At 55.7% G+C, this 26,084-nt stretch carries 23 protein-coding genes and 1 other annotated feature; of the genes, 12 read left to right on the top strand and 11 right to left on the bottom strand.

Annotated features, from left to right (window positions below; genetic code table 11):
- The first annotated feature begins 57 nt into the window (after window positions 1-57).
- Window positions 58-3,411, top strand: a complete 3,354-nt coding sequence (gene mscK, locus QMG90_RS16180; RefSeq protein WP_283283986.1) for a mechanosensitive channel MscK — start codon at window positions 58-60, stop codon at window positions 3,409-3,411.
- Between the two features lie 35 nt (window positions 3,412-3,446).
- Here the strand turns inward: mscK and QMG90_RS16175 are convergent, their stop codons facing one another.
- From QMG90_RS16175 to priC, 3 genes are all read right to left on the bottom strand, one after another.
- Window positions 3,447-3,668, bottom strand: coding sequence for an RpnC/YadD family protein (locus QMG90_RS16175; RefSeq protein WP_283280660.1), 222 nt, complete (start codon window positions 3,666-3,668; stop codon window positions 3,447-3,449).
- A 143-nt stretch (window positions 3,669-3,811) separates the two neighbouring features.
- Window positions 3,812-4,000, bottom strand: coding sequence for a pleiotropic regulatory protein RsmS (rsmS, locus tag QMG90_RS16170; RefSeq protein WP_283280658.1), 189 nt, complete (start codon window positions 3,998-4,000; stop codon window positions 3,812-3,814).
- Between the two features lie 11 nt (window positions 4,001-4,011).
- A complete protein-coding gene (gene priC / locus QMG90_RS16165; protein WP_283280657.1) occupies window positions 4,012-4,539 on the bottom strand; it encodes a primosomal replication protein N'' in 528 nt (175 codons plus the stop codon).
- A 67-nt stretch (window positions 4,540-4,606) separates the two neighbouring features.
- On the opposite strand from priC, the gene QMG90_RS16160 reads away from it, so the two are divergent.
- The 8 genes from QMG90_RS16160 (at window position 4,607) to hemH (ending at window position 12,612) form a co-directional block, all read left to right on the top strand.
- Window positions 4,607-4,984, top strand: a complete 378-nt coding sequence (locus QMG90_RS16160; RefSeq protein ID WP_283280655.1) for a DUF454 family protein — start codon at window positions 4,607-4,609, stop codon at window positions 4,982-4,984.
- A 150-nt stretch (window positions 4,985-5,134) separates the two neighbouring features.
- The gene (gene apt / locus QMG90_RS16155; RefSeq protein ID WP_283280653.1) at window positions 5,135-5,686 is read left to right on the top strand and encodes an adenine phosphoribosyltransferase; all 552 of its coding nucleotides are present in this window, start codon (window positions 5,135-5,137) and stop codon (window positions 5,684-5,686) included.
- A 93-nt stretch (window positions 5,687-5,779) separates the two neighbouring features.
- Window positions 5,780-7,714, top strand: coding sequence for a DNA polymerase III subunit gamma/tau (gene dnaX, locus QMG90_RS16150; RefSeq protein ID WP_283280652.1), 1,935 nt, complete (start codon window positions 5,780-5,782; stop codon window positions 7,712-7,714).
- Window positions 7,044-7,108 (top strand) — a sequence feature (DnaX frameshifting element). Its footprint overlaps the gene before it by 65 nt.
- A 46-nt stretch (window positions 7,715-7,760) precedes the next feature.
- The gene (locus QMG90_RS16145) at window positions 7,761-8,090 is read left to right on the top strand and encodes a YbaB/EbfC family nucleoid-associated protein (protein ID WP_038155020.1); all 330 of its coding nucleotides are present in this window, start codon (window positions 7,761-7,763) and stop codon (window positions 8,088-8,090) included.
- Complete coding sequence (gene recR / locus QMG90_RS16140; RefSeq protein WP_049855844.1) at window positions 8,090-8,695, top strand: recombination mediator RecR; 606 nt, start codon at window positions 8,090-8,092, stop codon at window positions 8,693-8,695. Before QMG90_RS16145 ends, recR begins: the two co-directional genes overlap by 1 nt.
- Window positions 8,696-8,806: 111 nt before the next feature.
- A complete protein-coding gene (htpG, locus tag QMG90_RS16135) occupies window positions 8,807-10,681 on the top strand; it encodes a molecular chaperone HtpG (protein ID WP_283280651.1) in 1,875 nt (624 codons plus the stop codon).
- 179 nt (window positions 10,682-10,860) lie between these two features.
- Complete coding sequence (gene adk / locus QMG90_RS16130; protein WP_283280650.1) at window positions 10,861-11,505, top strand: adenylate kinase; 645 nt, start codon at window positions 10,861-10,863, stop codon at window positions 11,503-11,505.
- 144 nt (window positions 11,506-11,649) lie between these two features.
- Window positions 11,650-12,612: a ferrochelatase gene (gene hemH, locus QMG90_RS16125; RefSeq protein WP_283280648.1), complete on the top strand. Its 963-nt coding sequence runs from the start codon at window positions 11,650-11,652 to the stop codon at window positions 12,610-12,612.
- Between the two features lies 1 nt (window position 12,613).
- On the opposite strand, the gene aes is transcribed toward hemH, so the two are convergent.
- Window positions 12,614-13,582: an acetyl esterase gene (aes, locus tag QMG90_RS16120; protein WP_283280647.1), complete on the bottom strand. Its 969-nt coding sequence runs from the start codon at window positions 13,580-13,582 to the stop codon at window positions 12,614-12,616.
- 161 nt (window positions 13,583-13,743) lie between these two features.
- On the opposite strand from aes, the gene QMG90_RS16115 reads away from it, so the two are divergent.
- Complete coding sequence (locus QMG90_RS16115; RefSeq protein WP_283280646.1) at window positions 13,744-15,048, top strand: inosine/guanosine kinase; 1,305 nt, start codon at window positions 13,744-13,746, stop codon at window positions 15,046-15,048.
- Here the strand turns inward: QMG90_RS16115 and ybaL are convergent.
- Both ybaL and QMG90_RS16105 read right to left on the bottom strand, forming a co-directional pair.
- Entirely contained in the window at window positions 15,045-16,721 is a 1,677-nt protein-coding gene (ybaL, locus tag QMG90_RS16110) for a YbaL family putative K(+) efflux transporter (protein WP_283280645.1), read from the bottom strand. The genes QMG90_RS16115 and ybaL overlap by 4 nt on opposite strands.
- A gap of 234 nt (window positions 16,722-16,955) precedes the next feature.
- On the bottom strand, window positions 16,956-18,158 hold the full coding sequence (locus QMG90_RS16105) for an MFS transporter (RefSeq protein WP_283280644.1): 1,203 nt from the start codon (window positions 18,156-18,158) through the stop codon (window positions 16,956-16,958).
- Window positions 18,159-18,323: 165 nt separating this feature from the next.
- On the opposite strand from QMG90_RS16105, the gene ushA reads away from it, so the two are divergent.
- On the top strand, window positions 18,324-19,976 hold the full coding sequence (gene ushA, locus QMG90_RS16100) for a bifunctional UDP-sugar hydrolase/5'-nucleotidase UshA (protein ID WP_283280643.1): 1,653 nt from the start codon (window positions 18,324-18,326) through the stop codon (window positions 19,974-19,976).
- An 83-nt stretch (window positions 19,977-20,059) separates the two neighbouring features.
- Here ushA and ybaK read toward each other — a convergent pair whose 3' ends face one another.
- From ybaK to copA, 3 genes are all read right to left on the bottom strand, one after another.
- A complete protein-coding gene (gene ybaK, locus QMG90_RS16095) occupies window positions 20,060-20,539 on the bottom strand; it encodes a Cys-tRNA(Pro)/Cys-tRNA(Cys) deacylase YbaK (RefSeq protein WP_283280642.1) in 480 nt (159 codons plus the stop codon).
- A gap of 199 nt (window positions 20,540-20,738) precedes the next feature.
- The gene (locus QMG90_RS16090) at window positions 20,739-21,533 is read right to left on the bottom strand and encodes a TraB/GumN family protein (protein ID WP_283280640.1); all 795 of its coding nucleotides are present in this window, start codon (window positions 21,531-21,533) and stop codon (window positions 20,739-20,741) included.
- 89 nt (window positions 21,534-21,622) lie between these two features.
- Window positions 21,623-24,124: a copper-exporting P-type ATPase CopA gene (copA, locus tag QMG90_RS16085; protein ID WP_283280639.1), complete on the bottom strand. Its 2,502-nt coding sequence runs from the start codon at window positions 24,122-24,124 to the stop codon at window positions 21,623-21,625.
- Between the two features lie 115 nt (window positions 24,125-24,239).
- Between copA and cueR the strand changes: the two genes are divergently transcribed.
- Complete coding sequence (gene cueR / locus QMG90_RS16080; protein WP_283280637.1) at window positions 24,240-24,656, top strand: Cu(I)-responsive transcriptional regulator; 417 nt, start codon at window positions 24,240-24,242, stop codon at window positions 24,654-24,656.
- Here the strand turns inward: cueR and QMG90_RS16075 are convergent, their stop codons facing one another.
- Window positions 24,657-25,118: an NfeD family protein gene (locus QMG90_RS16075; protein ID WP_283280635.1), complete on the bottom strand. Its 462-nt coding sequence runs from the start codon at window positions 25,116-25,118 to the stop codon at window positions 24,657-24,659.
- Window positions 25,115-26,032: an SPFH domain-containing protein gene (locus QMG90_RS16070; protein WP_283280634.1), complete on the bottom strand. Its 918-nt coding sequence runs from the start codon at window positions 26,030-26,032 to the stop codon at window positions 25,115-25,117. The genes QMG90_RS16075 and QMG90_RS16070 overlap by 4 nt, the downstream gene beginning before the upstream one ends.
- Between the last annotated feature and the right edge of the window lie 52 nt (window positions 26,033-26,084).

Raw genomic sequence — 26,084 nt, 5'->3', positions numbered from 1 at the left:
TTCGCCGGGCAATTGTCCCCGGTCATCCCGGTTTCTGCAATCATTCTTGATAACACTATGCTGCACTCAATTCGCTGGCGGAATAATCTCACCGCACTGGTTGTCGTATTCATTTGTTTTTTTAGCGTCGTCTCCATGAGTCAGGCCCGCGCCGGGGCAAATGACCTGCCCGACCGCGCCGATGTTCAGAGCCAACTGAACGCGCTGAATAAACAGAAAGAACTCTCTGCGCAGGATAAGCTTATCCAGCAGGATCTTACGGAAACATTACAGACGCTCGATAAAATTGATCGCGTCAAAGATGAGACGGCACAGCTCAAGCAGCAAGTGGCGCAGGCGCCTGCCAAAATGCGCCAGGCGACAGACAGCCTCAATGCGCTGAGCGATGTGGATAACGACGACGAAACCCGCAAAACGCTGAGCACGCTGTCGCTGCGCCAGCTGGAAGCGCGGGTGTCGCAAATCCTCGATGAACTACAGACCTCACAAAACGATCTCGCGACCTATAACAGCCAACTGGTGTCGTTGCAGACCCAGCCTGAGCGGGTGCAGAACGCCATGTACACGGCGTCACAGCAGCTTCAGCAAATTCGTAATCGCCTGAACGGTACGATTGTTGGCGAAGGCGCGCTGCGCCCCAGCGAGCAAGGGCTGTTGCTGACGCAACAGGCCTTGTTGAATGCGCAGATTGACCAACAGCGTAAAAGCCTCGAAGGCAATACGATTTTGCAGGATACGCTGCAGAAACAGCGCGACTATGTGACCGCTAACAGCAACCGTCTCGAGCATCAGCTCCAGTTGTTGCAGGAAGCGGTAAACAGCAAACGGCTGACGCTCACCGAGAAAACCGCGCAGGAAGCGGTAACGCCAGATGAAACGGCGCGTATTCAGGCTAATCCGCTGGTGAAACAGGAGCTGGAGATCAACCATCAGCTGAGTCAGCGGCTCATCAGCGCCACTGAAAACGGCAACCAGTTGGTTCAGCAAAATATTAAAGTCAAAAACTGGCTTGATCGCGCGTTGCAGTCCGAGCGCAATATTAAAGAACAGATTGCGGTATTGAAGGGCAGTCTGCTGCTGTCGCGTATCCTTTATCAGCAGCAACAGACGCTGCCGTCCGCCGATGAACTGGAAGATATGACCAACCGGATCGCGGATTTACGTCTGGAGCAGTTCGAAGTGAATCAGCAGCGCGATGCTCTTTTCCAGAGCGACACGTTTGTCGCAAAACTGGAGGAGGGGCACAGCAGCGAAGTGAATGGCGAGGTCCATGACGCGCTGGTGGAAGTGGTCGATATGCGCCGCGAGCTGCTCGATCAGCTCAATAAACAGCTGGGCAACCAGCTGATGATGGCCATTAACCTGCAAATCAACCAGCAGCAGCTGGTGAGCGTATCGAAAAGCTTAAAAGAGATCCTCACTCAGCAGATTTTTTGGGTAAACAGCAACAAGCCAATGGACTGGGACTGGATTAAATCCTTCCCGAAAGCGCTGAAAGATCAGTTCAAAGCGATGAAAATCACCGTCAACTGGGAAAAGGCGTGGCCTGCGGTGTTTATCGCATTTCTTGCCGGATTACCGCTGCTGCTCATCGCCGCGCTGATCCGCTGGCGGCTGAAATGGTTGCGGGATTATCAGCAGAAGCTGGCGTCTCAGGTCGGGCAACTGCGTAACGACAGCCAGTTGCATACGCCGAAAGCGATACTTATCGATCTGATCCGCGCGTTGCCGGTGGTGATGATTATCCTCGCTGTCGGGCTTATTTTGCTGACCATGCAACTCAATATCAGCGATCTGCTGTGGGCATTCAGTAAAAAACTGGCGATGTTCTGGCTGGTATTCGGCCTGTGCTGGAAAGTACTGGAAAAAAATGGCGTGGCGGTAACGCATTTCAATATGCCCGCGGAGCTGACCAGCCACTGGCGACGCCAGATTGTGCGCGTCAGCCTGGCGCTGCTGCCGCTGCATTTCTGGTCGGTCGTGTCTGAGCTTTCTCCGCTGCATCTGATGGATGATGTGCTGGGGCAGTTTGTCATTCTGCTTAATCTGCTGCTCATCACTATTCTGATCTGGCCGATGTGCCGCGACAGCTGGCGGGACAAAGAATCTCATAGTCTGCGTCTGGCGACCGTCACCGTGCTGGCGATTGTCCCGGTAGCGCTGATGGTTCTCACCGCTACCGGTTATTTCTACACTACGCTACGACTGGCCGGGCGCTGGATTGAAACCGTTTATCTGGTCATCCTCTGGAATCTGTTGTACCAGACCGTATTACGCGGGCTGAGCGTCGCCGCGCGTCGCATTGCCTATCGTCGGGCGCTGGCGCGTCGCCAGCATATGGTGAAAGAGGGGGCCGAGGGCGCAGAGCCGCAGGAAGAACCGACGATTGCGCTGGAGCAGGTCAACCAGCAAACGCTGCGCATTACTATGCTGGTGATGGTGGCGCTGTTTGCGGTGATGTTCTGGGCCATTTGGTCCGATCTCATCACCGTGTTTGCCTATCTCGATAGCATCACGTTATGGCACTACACCGGTTCCGAGGCGGGCGCCAGCGTCATGAAGAGCGTCACACTGGGCAGTTTGCTGTTTGCGGTGATTGCATCAATGGTGGCCTGGGCGTTGATCCGCAACCTGCCGGGCCTGCTGGAAGTGCTGGTGCTGTCCCGGCTGAACATGCGCCAGGGCGCATCCTATGCCATTACTACCATCCTTAATTACGTGATTATCGCCGCGGGCGCGATGACCGTATTTGGTTCGCTCGGCGTCTCGTGGGATAAACTGCAATGGCTGGCGGCGGCGTTATCGGTCGGTCTCGGGTTTGGTTTACAGGAGATTTTCGGTAACTTTGTCTCTGGTCTGATCATCCTGTTTGAACGCCCGGTACGCATCGGCGATACCGTTACCATTGGCACATTCTCTGGTACGGTCAGCAAGATCCGTATTCGCGCGACTACGATCACCGATTTCGACCGCAAAGAGGTGATCATCCCGAATAAGGCCTTTGTGACCGAGCGATTGATCAACTGGTCTCTGTCCGACACCATCACCCGCGTGGTGATCCGCCTCGGGGTGGCTTACGGATCCGATCTCGACAAGGTGAAAGAGGTACTGCTGAAGGCGGCGAATGAACATCCTACGGTGATGCAGGATCCGGCACCCGCCGTGTTCTTTACTACCTTTGGCGCCAGTACGCTGGACCACGAGCTTCGTTTGTACGTTCGTGAACTGCGTGATCGCAGCTACACCGTCGATGAGCTGAACCGGGCTATCGATCGCCTGTGCCGTGAAAACGGTATCGACATTGCCTTTAACCAACTGGAAGTCCATCTGCGGAATGAAAAGGGTGATGAAGTCAGGGAAGTGAAGCGAGAGATTAAAGGGGATGATGCCGCAGGGGCAGTAAGCGAATAACAACGCGGGGCGGGTCATGCTCGCCCCGTTGACATTTAGTGCGTCAGCGTCGCCAGTGCTTCAGGTGTTAACCCGGTGACTGTCATTACGGTAGTGGTGTCGATACCGCAGGCCAGCATTTTCCGGGCGATGTTGCGTGTTTCCTCCTCACGGCCTTTTTGCATGCCTTCTTTGATGCCTTCTTCCATGCCTTGTCGGATACCTTCTTTCTGTCCTTTTTGTCGGCCTTTTTCTTCCAGCCATTGCGCGATAGTCATCAGTAAATCCTTATGTTGCGGTGCACGTTGCGCCAGTCTGCGAATACCACATTTTTCAGGATACCGCATCGTACGGCGTTGCTGAAAGTTTTTCCATGTCACTCCATCATCGTTGTCGCAAAGGACCACGATGACAGCATTTATCATCTGGCGTCAGAGGGGTTATTCGTTTCTTGCGAGGCGGCTTCCGCACTTTTTTGCTTGCTTTCATAATCGCGCTTCACGATCTCGAGTGCGCGCAACACCGTCTGAGGGGAGATCTCATGTTGCTCCAGCAGCATGATCAGATCGACCGCCAGTTTGACCTCATCGGGGGCATTTTCGAGTGACATAGTGTCTCCTGTTAACGGGTCATTCGCGCCAGAACAGCTTCAATATCCTGCAGCGCTTTGCGGCAGCGCTGGAGTCTGCCCGCGAAAGCTGCCACTTCACGGGACAACCGCTGCTGTTCCTCAAAACCGGTCGCCTGCGCCAGCAATTGCTCGCGCTCACGCCATAGTGCCAGCAGCCGACGCTCGTACTCCTGATGCTGTAGCCGCTTACGTTGCCAGCGCGTTAGCGCAGGAGATCCAGTATCCCACGAGCGTAGCGACCAGGCGTCAGTTTCGCGAGCAATGGCTTCCATTTGTGCGGCCAGATGTTCGGCAAGCCAGCTGATTTGCGGCAATTGCTGATGTTCAACGGCCTGCTTTAGGGCGCTGAGGTTATGTCTTGTTTCTGTCAGACAGGCGTCCAGGCGCGTGCTGCGCGTCTGAAACAACTGCCTGTCGAAGCGCGGGCCGAGTGTCGCGAACTGCGCCAGCGGCGCGGTACGGGCTTCCAGCAGTGCCAGCTGTTTTTCCAGCGTTTGTAAAAGCGAGTCAGTTTTCACGTTGCGCTTCCAGTAATGGCGAGTGTTTATGCTACATTAGCGGTCAGGGTTGATAACGATTCGCATTATGCAACGTACTATTTTAATCATCATTGGCTGGCTGGCGGTAGTCTTAGGGACGCTCGGGGTATTTTTACCCGTTTTACCGACCACCCCTTTTATTCTGCTCGCCGCATGGTGCTTCTCACGCTCATCGCCACGCTTTCACCACTGGCTGCTTTATCGCTCGTGGTTCGGCGGCTATTTGCGTTTCTGGCAGAAACACAAGGCGATGCCGGCAGGGGCGAAGCCGCGTGCCATTGTGGTGATTTTAATCACATTCGGCGTTTCGCTATGGATGGTAAAAATGACATGGGTACGAATCTTGCTTCTGCTTATCCTTTTCTGTCTGCTCATTTTTATGTGGCGATTGCCGGTGGTTGATGCAAAGCAACAAAAACCGTAAAGGGCAATGATGGCTGTTGCAATTATTGCCTTCTGCCAGTAAATTCGAGCGTTTTCGAGTACAGGTGCGCCCGGTCAAAGGTTAGACGATTGTCTTCCTGGCCCGGAACGTTGCGCGCCTTAAGTAACAGTATTTATCAGGCACAAACCTATGACCGCGACTGCACAGCAGCTTGAATATCTGAAAAACAGCATCAAAAGTATCCAGGACTATCCGAAGCCTGGCATTCTGTTCCGTGATGTCACCAGTTTGCTTGAAGACCCAAAAGCCTACGCACTGAGTATCAAACTGCTCACCGAGCGCTATAAGGACGCTGGCATCACCAAAGTGGTGGGCACCGAAGCGCGTGGTTTTCTTTTTGGTGCACCAGTAGCGCTGGCGCTGGGCGTAGGGTTTGTCCCGGTGCGTAAACCGCGCAAACTGCCGCGTGAAACGATCGCCGAAAGCTATGAGCTGGAGTACGGCACCGATCAACTGGAAATTCACCAGGACGCCATTGAACCGGGTGATAAAGTGCTGGTGGTTGACGATCTGCTGGCGACCGGCGGCACCATCGAAGCGACAGTAAAACTGATTCGTCGTCTGGGTGGTGAAGTCACTGATGCAGCGTTTATCATTAACCTGTTCGATCTGGGCGGCGAGCAGCGCCTGGAGAAGCAGGGCATTCATAGCTACAGCCTGGTTCCATTCCCGGGACATTGATCCCGACTCGAATACACAGTCTCGCGGTCACTGCGAGGCTGTGTTAGCATTACTCCCCTGACAATCCACCTTCCAGCGTTGCAGAGCCTGCCCATGAGTTATCAGGTCTTAGCCCGAAAATGGCGCCCACAAACCTTTGCTGACGTCGTTGGCCAGGAACATGTGCTGACAGCCCTGGCGAATGGCTTATCGTTAGGACGCATTCATCACGCTTATCTTTTCTCCGGCACCCGTGGCGTCGGGAAAACGTCTATTGCCCGACTGCTGGCGAAAGGGCTTAACTGCGAAACCGGTATTACCGCAACCCCTTGCGGTGTGTGTGATAACTGCCGTGAAATTGAGCAGGGCCGTTTTGTCGATCTGATTGAGATCGATGCCGCGTCGCGCACCAAAGTCGAAGATACCCGTGATTTGCTCGATAACGTCCAGTACGCTCCGGCGCGTGGCCGCTTCAAGGTCTATCTGATCGATGAAGTGCACATGCTGTCGCGTCACAGCTTTAACGCGCTGTTGAAAACGCTGGAAGAACCACCGTCGCACGTGAAATTTCTGTTGGCGACCACCGATCCGCAAAAGCTGCCGGTGACTATCCTCTCCCGTTGTCTGCAGTTCCATCTCAAGGCGCTGGATGTCGAACAAATTCGCCATCAGCTTGAACATATTCTCGGTGAAGAGAAAATCAGTTTCGAACCGCGTGCGCTGCAGTTGTTATCCCGCGCCGCTGACGGCAGTCTGCGCGACGCGCTCAGCCTTACCGATCAGGCGATTGCCAGTGGTGAAGGGCAACTGACGACGGACGCTGTGAGCACCATGCTCGGTACGCTGGACGACGATCAGGCGTTGTCGCTGATTGAAGCGCTGGTTGCCGCAGACGGTGAACGCGTGATGGCGCTGGTCAATGAGGCGGCTCAGCGTGGTGTTGAATGGGAAGCGCTGCTGGTGGAAATGCAAAGCCTGTTACACCGCATCGCCATGGTGCAACTGTCGCCGTCGGCGCTGGGCGCTGATATGGCCACAGTAGAGCAGAGAATGCGCGACCTGGCGCGGACCGTACCGCCTGCGGATATCCAGCTCTATTACCAGACGATGCTCGTCGGTCGCAAAGAACTGCCGTATGCGCCTGACCGGCGTATGGGCATCGAAATGACACTGCTGCGCGCACTGGCGTTCCATCCGCGCCAGCCATTGCCGGAGCCGGAAGTGCAGACGCCTTCCTTTGCGCCCGTCGCGCCGACAGCGGTGATGACCCCGACACAGGTGCCGCCGCAGCAACAACCCGCTGCACCCGCGTACCAGAACGAAGCCTTGCCCGAATCCACCAGCCAGGTGCTGGCTGCGCGCAATCAGCTTCAGCGCACCCAGGGAGCGCCCAAACCAAAAAAGAGTGAACCGGCAGCCGCCCCCCGCGCGCGGCCGGTGAATAATGCTGCGCTGGAAAGGCTGGCTTCGATGAGCGAACGCGCGCAGTCGCGTCCGTCGCCTTCTGCGCTGGAAGCGCAACAAACGGTTAAAAAAGAGGCGTATCGCTGGAAAGCGACCACCATCATCGATGAGGTGAAGGAAGAGGTAGCCACGCCGAAAGCGCTGAAAAAAGCGCTGGAACATGAAAAAACGCCGGAGCTGGCGGCAAAACTGGCGGAAGAGTCCATTGCCCGCGACAGTTGGGCGGCGGAAGTCAGCCAGCTCAAATTGCCTAAACTGGTAGAGCAGGTCGCGTTAAACGCCTGGAAAGAACAGAACGGCACAGCGGTTTGCCTGCATTTACGCCCTTCGCAGCGCCACCTGAATAATGCGGGTGCGTTACAAACACTGACGGAGGCGATGTGTGCCTTCACCGGCGAAGCGGTTGAACTGACCATCGTTGAAGATGATAATCCGGCGGTGAGAACGCCGCTGGAGTGGCGACAGGCCATTTATGAAGAGAAGCTCGCGCAAGCGCGCGAGTCGATGATTGCGGATAACAATATTCAGACCCTGCGCCGCTTCTTTGATGCGGAGCTGGATGAAGAGAGTATTCGCCCCATTTGACCATAAGCCTGGCTTGCGGTCACAACCCTCAATGAGAGAGAAGCCTATGTTTGGAAAAGGCGGTCTGGGCAACCTGATGAAACAGGCCCAGCAGATGCAAGACAAAATGCAGAAAATGCAGGAAGAGATCGCGCAACTGGAAGTGACCGGTGAGTCTGGCGCAGGTCTGGTGAAAGTGACCATCAATGGCGCGCATAACTGCCGTCGCGTGGAAATCGACCCGAGCCTGCTCGAAGATGACAAAGAGATGCTGGAAGATCTGGTCGCTGCTGCATTTAACGATGCGGCGCGCCGTATCGAAGAAACCCAGAAAGAGAAAATGGCCTCAGTCTCTTCCGGTATGCAGTTGCCGCCGGGCTTCAAGATGCCGTTCTGATGCAAACCAGCCCGCTGTTAACCCAGCTAATGGAAGCGCTGCGTTGTTTGCCGGGCGTTGGCCCCAAGTCCGCGCAGCGGATGGCGTTTACGCTATTGCAGCGTGACCGCAGCGGCGGCATGCGCCTGGCGCAGGCGCTGACCCGTGCGATGTCCGAAATCGGTCATTGCGCGGATTGCCGGACCTTTACCGAGCAGGAGGTCTGCAACATCTGCGCGAACCCGCGTCGCCAGGAAAATGGTCAGATTTGTGTGGTAGAGAGTCCGGCGGACATCTACGCCATCGAACAAACCGGGCAGTTTTCAGGGCGCTACTTCGTGCTGATGGGGCATCTTTCCCCGCTCGACGGCATTGGTCCGGATGATATTGGTCTTGACCGCCTCGAACAACGTCTGCAGGAAGAAACCCTCAACGAAGTGATCCTGGCGACCAACCCGACAGTCGAAGGCGAAGCCACCGCGAACTATATTGCCGAGCTCTGCGCGCAGTATGGCGTCGACGCGAGCCGTATCGCCCACGGCGTGCCAGTGGGCGGCGAACTGGAAATGGTGGATGGCACAACGCTGTCTCACTCCCTTGCCGGTCGCCACAAGATTAAATTCTGAACAAACGGAGGCTGAACCGCTGGCCTCCGCTTGAAATTTTTGCCCCGTATCCCCATCTCATCCTCAACGTTTTATTTCTACTGTTACCTGTTTTTGTTGAGGTATTCCCAAATGAAAGGACAAGAGACCCGTGGCTTTCAGTCTGAAGTGAAGCAGCTTCTGCACCTGATGATCCATTCTCTGTATTCAAATAAAGAAATTTTCCTGCGCGAGCTTATCTCTAACGCCTCCGATGCCGCAGACAAACTGCGTTTCCGCGCGCTCTCGAACCCGGATCTGTACGAAGGTGACGGCGAGCTGCGTGTCCGTGTGTCGTTCGATCAGGAAAAACGCACGCTAACCATTGCTGATAATGGCATTGGCATGAACCGTGACGAGGTGATTGACCACCTGGGAACTATCGCTAAATCCGGGACGAAATCCTTCCTCGAATCGATGGGCTCCGATCAGGCGAAAGACAGCCAGTTGATCGGCCAGTTCGGCGTGGGGTTCTACTCCGCCTTTATCGTCGCCGACAAAGTGACCGTACGGACCCGTGCGGCAGGCGACAGCGCGGACCATGGCGTGTTCTGGGAATCTGAAGGGGAAGGCGAATATACCGTTGCCGATATCACTAAAGCGGATCGCGGGACCGAAATTACCCTGCATCTGCGTGAAGGCGAAGATGATTTCCTGAATGACTGGCGTGTTCGTTCCATCATCAGCAAATATTCCGACCACATCGCGCTGCCGGTTGAGATTGAAAAACAGGAAGAGAAAGACGGTGAGACCATCGTTTCCTGGGAAAAGATCAACAAGGCGCAGGCGTTGTGGACGCGCAACAAGTCTGAAATCAAAGACGACGAATACAACGAATTCTATAAGCACATCGCTCATGACTTTACTGATCCGCTGACCTGGAGCCACAACCGTGTGGAAGGGAAGCAGGAGTACACCAGCCTGCTGTATATCCCGTCACAGGCGCCGTGGGACATGTGGAATCGCGATCACAAGCACGGTCTGAAGCTGTATGTGCAGCGCGTGTTCATCATGGACGACGCCGAGCAGTTCATGCCTAATTACCTGCGTTTTGTGCGTGGCCTGATTGATTCTAACGATCTGCCGCTCAACGTCTCGCGTGAAATCCTGCAGGACAGCACTGTGACCCGCAATCTGCGCAATGCCCTGAGCAAACGTGCGCTGCAGATGCTGGAAAAACTGGCGAAAGACGATGCCGAAAAATACCAGACGTTCTGGAAACAGTTCGGTCTGGTGATGAAAGAAGGCCCGGCAGAAGACAGCGCGAATGTGCAGACCATTGCGAAGCTGCTGCGTTTTGCCTCCACACACACCGACTCTTCCGCGCAGACCGTATCGCTGGACGACTACGTTTCGCGCATGAAAGAAGGACAGGAGAAGATCTACTACATCACTGCTGACAGCTACGCGGCGGCGAAGAGCAGCCCGCATCTGGAGTTACTGCGTAAGAAAGGCATCGAAGTCCTGCTGCTTTCCGACCGCATCGACGAGTGGATGATGAGCTATCTGACCGAGTTCGACGGTAAAGCCTTCCAGTCAGTGGCGAAAGCGGACGAATCGCTGGATAAACTGGCTGATGAGCCGGACGACAACAGCAAAGAAGCGGAAAAAGCGCTGGAGCCGTTTGTCGATCGCGTGAAAACGCTGCTCGGCGAGCGGGTAAAAGAGGTGCGTCTGACGCATCGTCTGACCGACACACCCGCCATCGTCACCACTGATGCGGACGAAATGAGCACCCAGATGGCAAAACTGTTTGCGGCGGCGGGTCAGAGCGTACCGGATGTGAAATACATCTTCGAACTGAACCCGGATCACGCGCTGGTGAAACGCGCTGCCGATACCCAGGACGACGCGCAGTTCAGCGAATGGGTTGAACTGCTGCTCGATCAGGCGCTGTTTGCCGAGCGCGGCACGCTGGAAGATCCGAACCAGTTTATTCGCCGTATGAATCAGTTGCTGGTGTCCTGATTTCCTCACCTCAATGATCTCCACCCTCTCCCGCCGGGAGAGGGTCTTTACGTCCTCTCCTCCTAAATATTTCTTATTAACCGTTTCAGCAGATCCGCCTTCCTTGAGACATCCGCGTTCTGGTGGTATCGTTTAGCGCTTTTTGAAAAATTAAATCGACATTTGAGGGGATTTTCGCAATGCGTATTATTCTGCTTGGCGCTCCGGGCGCGGGTAAAGGAACTCAGGCTCAGTTCATCATGGAGAAATACGGTATTCCGCAGATTTCCACCGGTGATATGCTGCGCGCCGCGGTAAAATCTGGCTCCGAGCTGGGTAAAAAAGCGAAAGATATCATGGACGCCGGCAAGCTGGTGACCGATGAACTGGTTATCGCGCTGGTCAAAGAACGCATTGCTCAGGAAGACTGCCGCAACGGTTTCCTGCTGGACGGTTTCCCGCGCACCATCCCTCAGGCTGACGCGATGAAAGAAGCCGGCATCACGGTGGATTACGTGCTGGAGTTCGACGTACCGGACGACCTGATTGTTGAGCGCATCGTGGGTCGCCGCGTTCATGCTGCGTCTGGCCGCGTTTACCACATCAAATTCAATCCGCCGAAAATCGAAGGCAAAGACGACGTGACCGGCGAAGCGCTGACCACCCGTAAAGACGATCAGGAAGAAACCGTACGCAAACGTCTGGTGGAGTACCATCAGCTGACCGCGCCGCTGATCGGCTACTACCAGAAAGAAGCGCAGGCGGGCAACACCAAATACGCCAAAATTGACGGCACCCAGGCCGTGGCCGCCGTTCGTGCAGAACTGGAAAAAATCCTCGGCTAATCTGTAAAATTGCCCGATGGCGCTACGCTTATCGGGCCTACTGTTATCGCCATCCGGCAAAAACAATACCTTTCACACCAATTGGTTCTTCTTACGCCCTTTTCAGCTACAATTATCAGCCAGTTCAACGATTAAGAGGCGGTAATGCGTCAGACGAAAACCGGCATTCTGATAGCCAACCTCGGCACGCCCGATGCACCAACCCCGCAAGCGGTGAAACGCTATCTGCGACAATTTTTAAGCGACACGCGGGTCGTCGACACCTCTCGTCTGTTGTGGTGGCCGCTGCTGCGCGGCGTCATTTTGCCGCTGCGCGCGCCGCGGGTGGCGAAGCTTTATCAGTCCATCTGGATGGAAGACGGTTCCCCGCTGATGGTCTATAGCCGCCAACAACAGCAGGCGCTGGCCGCGCGTTTACCGGATACGCCGGTGGTGTTGGGCATGAGCTACGGTTCGCCATCACTGGAGAGCGCCGTTGAGGAGTTGCTGGCGCAGGGTGTTGAGCATATCGTCGTGCTGCCGCTCTATCCGCAGTATTCCTGCTCTACCGTGGCCGCTGTCTGGAACGAGCTGGCGCGGATATTCGCAACAAAACGCCGTATACCTGGCATCTCTTTTATCCGTGATTACGCTGACGATCACGATTACATTACTGCGCTGGCGAACAGTGCCCGCGCGTCGTTTACCACCCATGGCGAACCCGATCTCCTGCTGCTCTCTTATCATGGCATTCCGCAGCGTTACGCTGATGAAGGCGATGATTACCCGCAGCGTTGCCGCGATACCACGCGTGAGCTGGTCTCCGCGCTGGGGATTTCGCACGATAAAGTGATGATGACCTTCCAGTCGCGCTTTGGACGCGAGCCGTGGCTGACGCCCTATACCGACGAAACGCTGAAACTGCTGGCCGAAAAAGGCGTAAAACATGTTCAGGTGATGTGTCCGGGGTTTGCGGCGGACTGCCTGGAAACGCTGGAAGAGATCGCCGTGCAGAACCGGGAATTGTTCCTCGAGGCGGGTGGCGAAAAATATGAATATATTCCGGCGCTAAATGCTACACCGGAACATATTGAAATGATGGTTAACCTGACGCAGCCTTATCTGTAAATCAGCAAGTGATATGCTGAACAAAATAGCGTGCGCCGTCGCGAATCGCCTCATCGGCAGTTTTCATCATGCGTGAATAATGTAAAAACGCGTGCAGGGTGCCGGGGTACATACTGTACTGGCAGGCCTGCCCGTGTTCCTGCAGCGTGCGGTAAAGCGCCACGCTGTCATCGATAAGCGGATCATACTCCGCGCTGGCAATAAAGCAGGGCGGCACGTTCTGTGTCAGATCGTTATTGAACAGGCAATAATAGGGCGATTCGCGGTCGGCTTCGCTGCGCAAATAGGCGGCGTCATAGGCGGCTAAATCGCTGCGGGTGAGCCCGTCCCAGCTTCCGCCATAGAGTCTGCGGCTCGCGGAATCCTGTAAACCGTACAAGCCATACCACAACATAACCCCGGCGACCTGCCCGCAGTCGAGGGCGCGATCGCGGATCCACAGCGCGGACGCCAGCGCCAGCATAGCGCCGGCAGAATCTCCGGCAAAGCCGATTTTCGTCATGTTCAGGCCGCACTGCTCCGCGTGATAGCGGTAAAACTGGCAGACCGACACCGTCTCTTCTATCGCCTGGGGATAACGCGCTTCGGGGGAGAGTGAATAATCAACGCCGATCACCGCGCAGCCGGTATAGCGGGCCAACAAACGCATAATGCGACTATGAGTATCGAGATTGCCGAGAATAAACGCGCCGCCGTGCAGATAAAACAGCGTCGCAGGGGGCTGCTCCTGCGGCAGATAGATTCGCGTTGGGGTGTGGCCGTATGGGCCCGGCACGTCAATGTCCGTAGTGCTGAGCATCTCCGGCGCACCTTCGTTCCAGTAACGGCGTTCGGCATTGTACGCGTTGCGCTGTGACGGAAAATCATCACCAGCCGGGGTGGGTTGGGGGTTCTCTGCCTGAAATTGCATTACCTGGCGCATTTCAGCGGACAGCTTTTCAAGCACACGCAGTTTATTTTCGGGTTTCATGGTTCCCTCCTGATGAAATGCAGCCATTGTAGGCAACCCAAATCACGAAACTGCGATCCGCTGCGCCGATATTGAACAATGCGCTTGCGCAACGCAAATCGCTGCCGAAAGCAGAATGTGGTACTCTTTATCGCTCTTTTGACCATCCCGTAAGCACAACCATGAAATTTCCCGGTAAACGTAAATCCAAACACTATTTTCCCGTCAATGCCCGCGATCCGCTGTTGCAACAAATTCAGCCGGAAAGCGAAACCAGCGCCTCATGGGTGGTTGGTATTGACCAGACGCTGGTGGATATTGAAGCAAAAGTGGATGACGCGTTTATCGAACGGTATGGACTCAGCGCCGGCCATTCACTGGTCATTGAAGATGACGTTGCCGATGCGCTGTACAATGAACTCACCCGCGAAAATCTGATTACCCATCAGTTTGCTGGTGGCACCATTGGCAACACCATGCACAACTACTCGGTGCTGGCGGATGACCGTTCGGTGCTGTTGGGCGTCATGTGCAGCAACATCGACATTGGCGGCTACGCCTACCGCTATTTGTGTAACACCTCCAGCCGTACCGATCTCAACCATTTGCAGGGTGTGGACGGGCCGATTGGCCGCTGCTTCACGCTGATAAGCGATGCCGGTGAACGGACGTTTGCCATCAGCCCCGGGCATATGAATCAGCTGCGCCCGGAGAGTATTCCTGAAGCGGTGATTGCCGGTGCGTCCGCGCTGGTGCTGACCTCCTACCTGGTGCGCTGTAAACCGGGCGAACCCATGCCTGAAGCAACCATGAAAGCGATCGGTTACGCCAAAAAATACAACGTGCCGGTGGTGTTGACGCTCGGTACTAAATACGTTATCGCCGACAACCCGGCCTGGTGGCAGGCATTCCTCAAAGAAAACGTCTCGATCCTGGCGATGAACGAAGAAGAAGGGGAAGCGCTGACAGGCATTGCCGATCCGCTGCTGGCGTCTGATAAGGCGCTGGAGTGGGTGGATCTCGTGCTGTGTACCGCAGGCCCGATTGGCCTGTATATGGCAGGGTATACCGAGGAAGAAATGAAGCGTAAAACGCAGCATCCGCTGCTGCCAGGCGCGATTGCAGAGTTTAACCAGTATGAATTCAGCAGGGCAATGCGTTTCCAGGATTGTCAGCACCCGCTGCGCATCTACTCGCACATTGCGCCGTACATGGGTGGGCCTGAGAAGATCATGAACACCAATGGCGCAGGCGACGGGGCGCTGGCGGCCTTACTGCATGACATTACCGCCAACAATTACCACCGCAACAACGTACCGAACTCCAGCAAACACCAGTTTACCTGGCTGACGTACTCGTCGCTGGCACAGGTGTGCAAATATGCCAACCGCGTGAGCTATCAGGTGCTGAATCAGCATTCACCACGACTGACACGCGGGCTTCCGGAACGTGAGGACAGCCTCGAAGAGGCGTACTGGGACCGTTAACCGGTAACCACTTCACCTGCGGGCGGCGTTTTAATCAGCGCCAGCATCGTGTTGGCGATTTCACGTTCGCCCATCACCACCTGGCTGGCGCCGCGCTCGGTAATGTACTCCACTTCGTCATCGTAATGCGCACGGGCGATGATCTCGATGTTCGGGCATTTCTCGCGCGCTGAGGCGACAATCTCACCGGCTTCGTAGCCGTTAGGGATGGTCAGCAGCAGCCAGCGGGCGCAGTCAAGGTGCGCCAGATTCATGATCTCTTCATTGGCGGCATTGCCCAGCACTGCCCTGATGCCACGCTCGCGCAGTTCGTCCACGCGGGTACGCGAGGTTTCAATTACCACCAGCGGGATCCCCTGCGCCATCAGTTTTTCACCCAGCAGACTGCCGACGCGGCCAAACCCGACCAGCAGCGCGTGGTTACAGATATCCACCGGGATCTGTTTCTCTTCCTCGATAGCTTCTTCCAGTGTCTGTTCTTCCAGCGTCTCGGTATTCGCGAGGTATTTTTCGAGCAGTGCGAACAGTACCGGGTTAAGCATGATGGAGAGAATGGCGCCTGCCAGCACCAGATTTTGCCCTGCCTGCGGCAGCAGATTTAGCGACATGCCCAGTCCGGCGAGGATAAACGCGAATTCACCAATCTGCGCGAGGCTCGCCGCGATGGTCAGTGCCGTGCGCGGAGAGTGGCCAAACAGGCGCACAAGAATGAAGGCCGCCGCCGATTTACCGAAAATGATAATCGCCAGCGTACCAAGCACCGCCAGCGGCTGTTCGATAAGCACCATCGGATCGAACAGCATGCCGACAGAGACAAAGAACAGCACGGCGAAGGCATCGCGCAGCGGCAGCGTGTCGTGGGCGGCACGGTGGCTGAGTTCAGATTCGTTAAGCACCATCCCGGCGAAGAAGGCACCGAGGGCGAAGGAGACATCAAACAGCTCGACCGCACCGAACGCGATGCCCAGTGCCAGCGCCAGCACGGAGAGCGTGAAGAGTTCGCGGGAGCCAGTTGCCGCGCTGCGGGACATGATCCACGGCACCAGACGACGGCCAACCAGCATCATGATAGCGATAAAGGCGACGACTTTACCGATGGTCAGCCCCATATCAAGCGCCAGGGTGGCGAAGCCAACGTTGCCTTTCTCCACCATGCCCGCCACCGCCGGCAACAACACCAGCGTCAGCACCATCACCAGATCTTCAACGATCAGCCAGCCGATGGCGATTTGCCCGCGCTGGCTGTCAATTAACTGCCGTTCTTCCAGCGCCCGCAACAGCACCACGGTACTGGCGGTGGAAAGACACAAACCAAAGACGATACCGGTCATGACTGACCAGCCAGGGACGGCAGAGAGAGCCATACCCAGCAGCGTGGCGACCGCTATCTGCGCTATCGCACCGGGAATGGCGATGGACTTTACCGCCATCAGATCCTTCAACGAGAAGTGCAGGCCCACGCCAAACATCAGCAGGATCACGCCCAGTTCAGCCAGTTCAGGGGCCAGTTTGGTATCCGCAACAAAACCCGGCGTAAAAGGACCGGCCAGAACGCCCGCTAACAGATATCCCACCAGAGGAGAAATACGCAACCTGTTGGCAATCATGCCAAGGATAAAAGCGAGCACAAGGCCGCCAACAATGGTGGTAATAAGCGGGGTGGCGTGATGCATTCCGTCTCCTTTCGTCAGTGCGTGATCCATTTTTGGCATAAAAACCAAAAAACCTGGTAATAGTTTATGACAATTTTAACCACTACGTTTATGAATAATTGTTGAATTTTGAAGAAAATCGTCATTAAACGCAGAAAAAGCACGGATCGGAAAAGGAGAAGAGGCTTCATGAGGAAGTGATTGATGAACAAAGGAAATCAGGGTAGCCAAAGTTTGACTTTGGCTACCTGAAAATTAGTGTTTCTGTCGGTTATCAGGGAGGAATATGGTCAACATGCCAAGAAGCGGCAGGAAAGCACAGATTTTATAAACCAGCTCGATACTGGTGTGGTCAGCAACCAGCCCTAACACTGCCGCGCCAAGGCCACCCATGCCAAAGGCGAAACCGAAGAACAACCCGGAAACCATGCCGATTCTTCCCGGAAGCAGCTCCTGCGCATAGACCAGAATGGCAGAAAAGGCGGAGGCAAGGATAAATCCAATGATCACCGTCAGAATACCCGTCCATTCAAGGCTGGCATAGGGTAAAACGAGGGTAAACGGCGCGACGCCGAGGATAGAGCCCCAAATGACATATTTGCGCCCGATTTTATCGCCCACAGGCCCGCCAATCACGGTGCCCGCCGCAACGGCAAACAAGAAGGCGAACAGATGAAACTGCGCATTCTGCACGGATAAGCCGAACTTATGCATCAAATAAAAGGTGTAATAGCTACTGATGCTCGCCATATAGAAGTATTTCGAGAAAATCAGCATTAACAGGACGCAAACTGCCAGAATCACCTTATTACGCGGCAGCGGATTGAGCACCGGCGCCTTCGGTTTTCCTTTATTAATGCGATGCTGCGTGGCATACCAGCGGCTGATTTGCGCCAGCACGACGATCGCCAGCAGCGCTGCCAGCACGAACCAGGCGACGTTGCCTTTGCCATACGGTGCGATGATCACCGCAGCCAGCAACGGCCCCATTGAGCTGCCAAAGTTGCCGCCCACCTGAAACAGCGATTGCGCCAGACCATGGCGGCCACCGGAGGCCATGCGCGCCACGCGTGAGGATTCAGGATGGAATACTGACGATCCGGTTCCGACAAGCGCAGCGGCGAGCACGACGGTACCAAAGCTGCCAGCCAGCGCCAGCAGCACCAGACCGCTTAACGTAAAGCACATGCCGATGGGCAGCGACCACGGCATCGGGTGTTTATCGGTCAGATAACCCACCACCGGCTGCAGCAGCGATGACGTAAGCTGGAAGGTGAGGGTGATCATGCCGATCTGCACAAACGTCAGCGAAAACTCTGACTGTAGCAGCGGATAAATTGCCAGGATCAACGACTGGATCATGTCGTTCAGCAGGTGAGAGAGACTGATCGCTCCCAGAATTCCAAACGAAGTCCGCGCTTTATTCGGCAGCGCAGAGGAGGTTTCACTGATTGCCATAGATTTCACTTAATTCAGAGTGTGCGATGTTTAAGGGATGTAATAATTATCAGACTAAGATAACTGTGTCAGGCGCTTGAAGGAAGTCTCAATTCTGAAAACAGTGTTGTTTAATGCCGTCAGCCACGGTAGTTTTTGCTAAGTCATCGAGTCAGGGAGAGAAACATGAAATTGAATAAACGGGGTGTGGCGCTGGCATTCGTCGCGGCATGGTCTCTGGCAGGGTTACCCGCGCAGGCGTACGAGCAGGATAAAACCTATAACATCACCATTCTGCATACCAACGATCACCACGGTCATTTCTGGCGTAACGATTACGGCGAATACGGTCTGGCGGCGCAGAAAACGCTGGTGGATGGCATTCGCAAAGAGGTGGCGACTGAGGGCGGCAGCGTGCTGGTGCTGTCAGGCGGTGACATCAATACCGGCGTGCCGGAATCCGACTTGCAGGATGCAGAACCGGATTTTCGTGGCATGAATTTGATTGGTTATGACGCGATGGCTGTCGGTAACCATGAGTTTGATAACCCGCTGACGGTGCTGCGCCAGCAGGAGAAGTGGTCGAAATTCCCGTTTCTGTCCGCCAATATTTACCAGAAAAGCACCGGCGAGCGGCTGTTTAAACCCTGGGCGTTGTTTAAGCGCCAGGGGCTGAATATCGCGGTGATCGGCCTGACGACCGATGACACGGCGAAAATCGGCAATCCCGAGTTTTTTACCGACATCGAATTTCGTAAGCCCGCCGAGGAAGCGAAGCTGGTCATTCAGGAGCTTCAGCAGACGGTAAAGCCGGATATCATGATCGCAACCACTCACATGGGCCATTACGATAACGGCAACCACGGTTCAAACGCGCCGGGCGACGTGGAATTGGCACGCAGTCTGACGGCCGGTTCGCTGGCGATGATTGTGGGCGGGCACTCGCAGGATCCGGTGTGTATGGCGTCGGAAAATAAAAAGCAGGTGGATTATGTACCGGGAACCCCTTGTGCGCCGGACAAACAAAACGGTATCTGGATTGTTCAGGCCCACGAATGGGGTAAATACGTCGGTCGTGCGGATTTTGAATTCCGCAATGGAGAGATGAAACTGGTGCATTATCAGCTCATCCCGATCAACCTGAAGAAGAAAATTACCTACGACAACGGCGAGAGCGAGCGCGTACTGTATACGCCGCAGATCCCGGAAAACCCGCAAATGCTGTCGTTGCTGTCACCGTTCCAGAACAAAGGCAAAGCGCAACTGGGCGTGAAGATCGGCAACGTCAACGGTCATCTTGAAGGGGATCGCAGCAAAGTGCGTTTCGTGCAGACCAATCTGGGGCACCTGATCCTGGCCGCGCAGATGGCGCGCACCAACGCAGATTTTGCTGTCATGAGCGGCGGCGGTATTCGTGATTCCATTGAGGCGGGTGATATTAGCTACAAAGATGTGCTGAAAGTGCAGCCGTTTGGCAACCTGCTGGTCTACGCTGACATGAGCGGGCAGGAAGTCACGGAATACCTGACAGCCGTCGCTCAGATGAAGCCGGATTCAGGCGCTTACCCGCAATTTGCCAACGTTAGTTTTGTGGCGAAAGCAGGCAAACTTAATGATCTGAAAATCAACGGCGAACCGGTCGATGCCAGCAAAAAATACCGGATGGCGACGCTGAGTTTTAATGCCAGCGGCGGTGACGGCTACCCGAAAATCGACGGTAAACCTGGCTATGTGAACACCGGTTTTATTGATGCTGAGGTGCTGAAACAGTACATCCAGCAGAATTCTCCGCTGGATGTGAATGCTTACGAACCGAAAGGCGAGGTGAGCTGGCAATAACCATGAACAGTGCCGGGTGGCGGCTACGCCTTACCCGGCCTACGTTTGTAGGCCCGGTAAGCGCAGCGCCACCGGGCAAGGTTTTAATCGCGGCGGGCGATATCGGCAAATTGTGCACTCAGCATTTTTGCCAGATCGCTCGCCGTCAGTTCAATGTCCAGCCCGCGCTTTCCGCCGGACACATAAATAGTTTCAAACGTCTGCGACGGCGCATCGATCAGCGTCGGCAGGCGTTTTTTCTGCCCCAGCGGACTGATGCCGCCTACCAGATAGCCGGTGGTGCGCTGCGCCACCAGCGGATCAGCCATATCCACTTTTTTCGCACCCAGGGCTTTCGCCACTTTCTTTAAATCGAGCTGCGTGGCGACTGGCGTGACGGCTACCGCCAGATGCTTCATATCGCCATTTACCGCTACCAGTAGCGTCTTATAAACCCTGTCCGGATCCAGACCGAGCTTGCGTACCACTTCGTCGCCAAAGTTTGTTTCATTCGGATCGTGATCGTAAGTGTGTATCTGGAAAGGAATCTTGTTTTTTTCGAGTAACTTAACCGCGGGAGTCATAACAGTCCTTCTTCAACAATAACGTTACCGGTAAAGATTACGCCTGACGGTTGTCTAAAAAATAGCATTATCTTGCTCAATAGTGTTGGCAGTGATGATGAGTTTGAGCGACAATCGAAAGATCCGGGGTGCAAATCCCGGGATAATAATAATGATGAAATTCCTCTTTGACGGGCCAATAGAAATATTGGCCACTTTTTTATTTCAGCAGCGTCGGCAGGTTCCCTTCCCCATACAAATGCAGCGCGCCAACGGCCACCACATAACGCCCGGCGGGAAGCGCCAGCAGCGTGTCGCGCCAGGCGAGATTACGCTGATGCATCAGGATATCGTAAAGCGATTCACTAAACGTATTTGGTAATTCGACCGCTCCCTGAGTGGGTGCCTGCTCCAGCCACCAGCCGATCATTACCTGCAACAACCGCGCATTGGTGTGCCAGTGGGTGAGCGTATCTTCCAGCAACATCAGACCGTTATCCGGAAGCTGATTCAGCAATGCCATCTGGCTGTTTGCGCCTTCGAGTTCAATGATCGTCATGTCATGCGCTCTGGCGTCCCGCAGCAATTGATAGTCAATGCCGTAATCCGGACGCAGCCCCAGCTTTTGCGCCTGGGTCGCCTGCAATATCATGGCAATTTGCCATAACGGTTGATGATCAAATAGTGAAACGGAAAGCCCCATCTCTTCGGCAAGCACGGCTAACTGCTCGCGCTGTGCGGCGCTGAGGCGTTCTTCAAGTGGGGGGCAGACGGGGAGATCGCTGAACGGGGTTTCCTGGCCTGAAATGTCAGCTTCGACGATCAGCGCATCCGCCTCGCGCATTTTCTTCAGCAGCCGGGGAGGGAGCGGCGACATGTCGCGTGTGCCCATATGGATGCTACCGACCAGGTGGAAATGACGATCGCCGGAAAGTGAAAGGTCAATGGCGGGCCATGAATACGCCGTTCCCTTCAGATGATTCCACAGCGTTTTTAGTTGAGTTAACAGGCTCATACGCACTCCGTGGTTGAGGCGACCATGCTAGCGCGTTGCAAAGACGGGTGCAAACGGAACCCTCTCCCGGAGCGGGAGAGGGGGGCAGGTTAGTTTTTCGGTTTAAAGCGCAGCAACCGGTTGGCGTTGCTCACCACGGTGATGGAGGAGAGCGCCATCGCGGCCCCTGCCACAACCGGGTTCAGCAGCGTGCCGGTGAGCGGCCATAAGATCCCAGCGGCGATCGGAATGCCCAGCGAGTTGTAGATAAACGCGCCAAGCAGGTTTTGTTTCATATTACGCAGCGTGGCTTTGGAAATCGCCAGCGCATCGGCAACCCCTGCAAGGCTGTGACGCATCAGGGTAATCGCTGCAGTCTCGATAGCCACATCGCTCCCGCCGCCCATTGCGATCCCGACGTCCGCCTGTGCCAGCGCCGGGGCGTCGTTGATGCCATCGCCGACCATCGCCACCTGGCGTCCCTGGCTCTGCAGTTTCCTGATGGCCTCAGCTTTGCCGTCCGGCAATACGCCGGCGATCACTTCATCGATACCCGCTTCTTTCGCAATCGCCTTCGCCGTGGTCGGGTTGTCGCCGGTGAGCATCACCAGACGATAGCCTTCGCGGTGCAGGCGCTCAAGTGCGGCTACGCTGTCTTCACGCAGCGGATCGCGGATGGCGAACAGCGCGGCGGCTTGACCATCAACCGCCAGCAGTACCGGCGTGGCGCCACGGGAGGCCTGTGCGGCCAGTTCGTCATCCAGTGCTTTCGTATCCACCTGTTGTTCGTTGAGCAGCGCCTGGTTGCCAAGCAGCAGCGTGTGCCCTTCGGCTTCGCCACTAACGCCCAGCCCACGCAGGGTGCGGAAGCCATTGACCTGCGGTAGTGTCGCGTCGCCTGCTTTTTCGAGGATCGCTCTTGCCAGCGGGTGGCTCGATCCCTGTTCCAGCGCTGCCGCCAGACGCAGCGCCTCACGTTCATCGAACTGCGCGACAGTTTTCACCGCCACGATCTGCGGTTTGCCTTCTGTCAGGGTGCCAGTTTTATCAAACACCAGCGTGTCGAGCGTGCTGGCGCGCTGCAGCGCATCGGCATCACGCACCAGCACACCAAATTCCGCCGCCCGCCCCACGCCTGAAATGATCGACATCGGCGTTGCCAGCCCCAGCGCACACGGACAGGCAATAATTAACACTGTGGTGGCGATCACCAGCGTATAGACAATCTGCGGCGCAGGGCCGAAGAAATACCAGATGGCGGCGCTGAACAGCGCAATGGCGACCACGGCGGGTACGAATACCGCAGAGATTCTGTCGGCCATCTGACCCATTTCCGGTTTACTGCTTTGGGCCTGCCGCACCATACGAATAATGCGGGACAGCGTGGTGTGGCTGCCTACGGCGCTGGCGCGAAACAATACGCTACCGTCCTGGACGACCGTCCCGGCATGAATACTTTCGCCATCGCCTTTCTGCTGCGGAACAGGTTCGCCGGTCAGCATCGCTTCATCGAACCAGGCTTCGCCCTGGGTGATTTCACCGTCAACCGGCACACGATCACCGGTGGTCAGGCGCAGCGTCATGCCTGGCTGGACGTCAGCCAGCGGTACGGTTTTTTCGCCGTCTTCGGTCACGACGCGCGCAGAGGGCGGGGTGAGATCGAGCAGTTTCTCCAGCGCTTTTGACGAACGCTGACGGGCGCGGGCTTCCAGCATATGACCCAGGTTAATCAGACCGATGATCATTGCGCTGGCTTCATAGTAAAGGTGCCGCGCTTCCATCGGGAACCACTGCGGCCACAGGTTGACGCTCATCGAATAGAGCCATGCTACCCCGGTACCGAGCGCGACCAGCGTGTCCATGGTCGCGGTGCGGTTTTTCAGGCTCTTCCAGGCGCTGGAGTAGAAATGCCCCCCGGCGAACACCATTACCGCGAGGGTGATAAGCCCAATCATCAGCCACAGCGAGCGGTTGGCGTCGGTGACCATCATATTGTCGCCGATCATTCCCCAGCCCATCACCGGGATACCGACCAGCAGCGCCACAATGGCCTGCCAGCGGAAGCGTTTCATGGTCGCAAGAGCGGTTTCCTGCTGGCGTTCACGGCGCTCAAGATCGTCTTCAATCGCTTCTGCGCCGTAGCCGGCTTTTTCCACCGCCTGCACTAAATCGGCTGCGGACGCGCTGCCCATTACCAGCGCAGAGCGTTCCGCAAGGTTTACCCGTGCCTGCGTCACCCCCGGAACCGCCTGTAGCGCATTCTGAACGCGGGAAACACAACTGGCGCAGCTCATGCCGTTGATCAGCAACTGTTGGCTGTCATCAGGCTCTTGCGCTGCCGGAAGCTCAGGAGTTGCCGCTGTCAGTGCTTCCGACGGGTTTTTTGATTCCGCCAGCGGGTCAGCCTTTGGGTGGCTTAGCTCCGCCCCATATCCGGCTTGTTTTACGGTGTCGATCAACTGGTCAGCACTGGCGCTGCCAACGACTTCTGCATGGTCGAGGGAAACCTCGGCCTTTTCAACGTCGGGACGCTGTTCGAGACTCTCTTTCACGCGTTTAACGCAGTGACCACAGCTGAGACCATCCAGCGTCAGGTTTATCGTTTGAGACATAATCGATCTCCTTTTAGGGTATAATCATCAGACCAGAGACTGCCTGATCCACCTTTTTTCATATCACTGTGAATAAGGGTAAACCTTCCATCAAGGGGAAGGTCAAGGGGGAAATGTGAATATTAGCGATGTGGCGAAAAAAACCGGGTTGACCAGCAAAGCGATTCGCTTTTACGAAGAGAAAGGGATCGTGACACCGCCGCTGCGTAGTGAAAATGGTTACCGCAGTTACTCGCAAAAACATCTTGATGAACTGACCCTGCTGCGCCAGGCGCGTCAGGTGGGGTTTAATCTTGAAGAGTGTGGCGAGCTAGTGAATTTGTTTAACGATCCGGGTCGTCACAGCGCGGATGTGAAATCGCGTACGCTACAACGCGTGGCGAATATTGAACGGCATATTGAAGAATTGCAGGCGATGCGCGCACAACTGCTGGCACTGGCGGATGCCTGCCCGGGCGATGACAGCGCCGACTGCCCGATTATTGATAACCTCGCCGGCTGCTGTCATCACAAAGCAAAGGCAAAAGCCTGATTAGCGGGGCAGCAGAGGCCTGATGCGAAGGGTGATACCTTCGATGGCGATCACTTCCACTTTCGTCCCGGCGGTCAGATCCTCTTCTGCCGACACCGGCCAGGAGCTGTCGCCAACCCGCATATGGCCACGACCGTTCACCAGCGTGTTCTCCAGCACAAAGCGGCTGCCGATTAATTGCTGACCGCGCTGGTTGAGATGGCTGTCGCTCGGGCGCTGGCGCTTAACGCGATTTGACATCCAGCGCCACCACAGCCATGCGGCGAGTAGCGTCAGCAGGGCAAACAGCACGCCCTGCCATTCCCAACTGATGGGCAGCAGCCAGGTCACCAGCCCGGTGATGACCGCCGCCACGCCGCTCCACAGCAAATAGCCATTACCACCGAGCATTTCTGTCGCCAGCAACAATCCCCCAAGGCTCAGCCAGAAGATGTGTGGATGGGCCAGAATCAGTTCCATCATGATTTTTTCCGCGACCCCGTGCTTTCGCTGATAAGTTCGCTGATCCCGGCGATAGAGCCCATCAGACTGCTGGCCTCCAGCGGCATCAGCACCACTTTGCTGTTATTCGCCGAACCAATTTGCTGCAACGCGTCAGTGTATTTCTGAGCCACGAAGTAGTTCACGGCCTGGATGTCCCCGGCGGCGATCGCCTCAGACACCATTTTGGTGGCCCGGGCTTCGGCTTCCGCCGAACGTTCACGCGCTTCTGCCTGCAGGAAGGCGGACTGACGGTCACCTTCGGCCTTAAGGATTTGCGACTGCTTTTCACCCTCGGCTTTGAGGATTTCCGCCTGACGCACCCCTTCGGCCTCAAGGATGTAAGCACGTTTGGTACGTTCGGCTTTCATCTGCGCGTTCATGGAGGCGATAAGCTCAGCGGGCGGACGGACATCACGGATTTCAATACGCGTGACTTTGATGCCCCATGGATTGGTCGCCTCGTCAACGATGTGCAGCAGACGGGTGTTAATGCTGTCGCGCTGGGAGAGCATTTCATCGAGCTCCATCGACCCCAGCACGGTACGGATGTTGGTCATGGTCAGGTTGATGATCGCCAGCTCAAGGTTGCTGACTTCGTACGCCGCTTTCGGCGCATCAATCACCTGAATAAAGCAGACGGCGTCAATGGTGACGTTGGCGTTATCTTTGGAGATGACTTCCTGCGAGGGGATGTCTAACACCTGCTCCATGACGTTGATCTTGCGACCCACACGGTCCATGAACGGGACGACAAGGTTTAACCCCGGCAGCAATGTTTTGGTGTAACGGCCGAAGCGTTCGACAGTCCACTGGAAACCCTGCGGGACGATTTTGATACCCGCACCGACGATCACCAGTGCAACGAAAATTAAAATGGGGATAACAATTAGCATTAAAAACCTCCTGTCGTACAGTCCATGTGGTTACGAGATTTATTTGTCGCTC

The organism is Trabulsiella odontotermitis (assembly GCF_030053895.1).
Taxonomy (GTDB): Bacteria; Pseudomonadota; Gammaproteobacteria; order Enterobacterales; family Enterobacteriaceae; genus Trabulsiella; species Trabulsiella odontotermitis_C.
The sequence above is the reverse complement of the archived record's forward strand: the minus strand, read 5'-3'. Positions and strand labels throughout refer to the sequence as shown.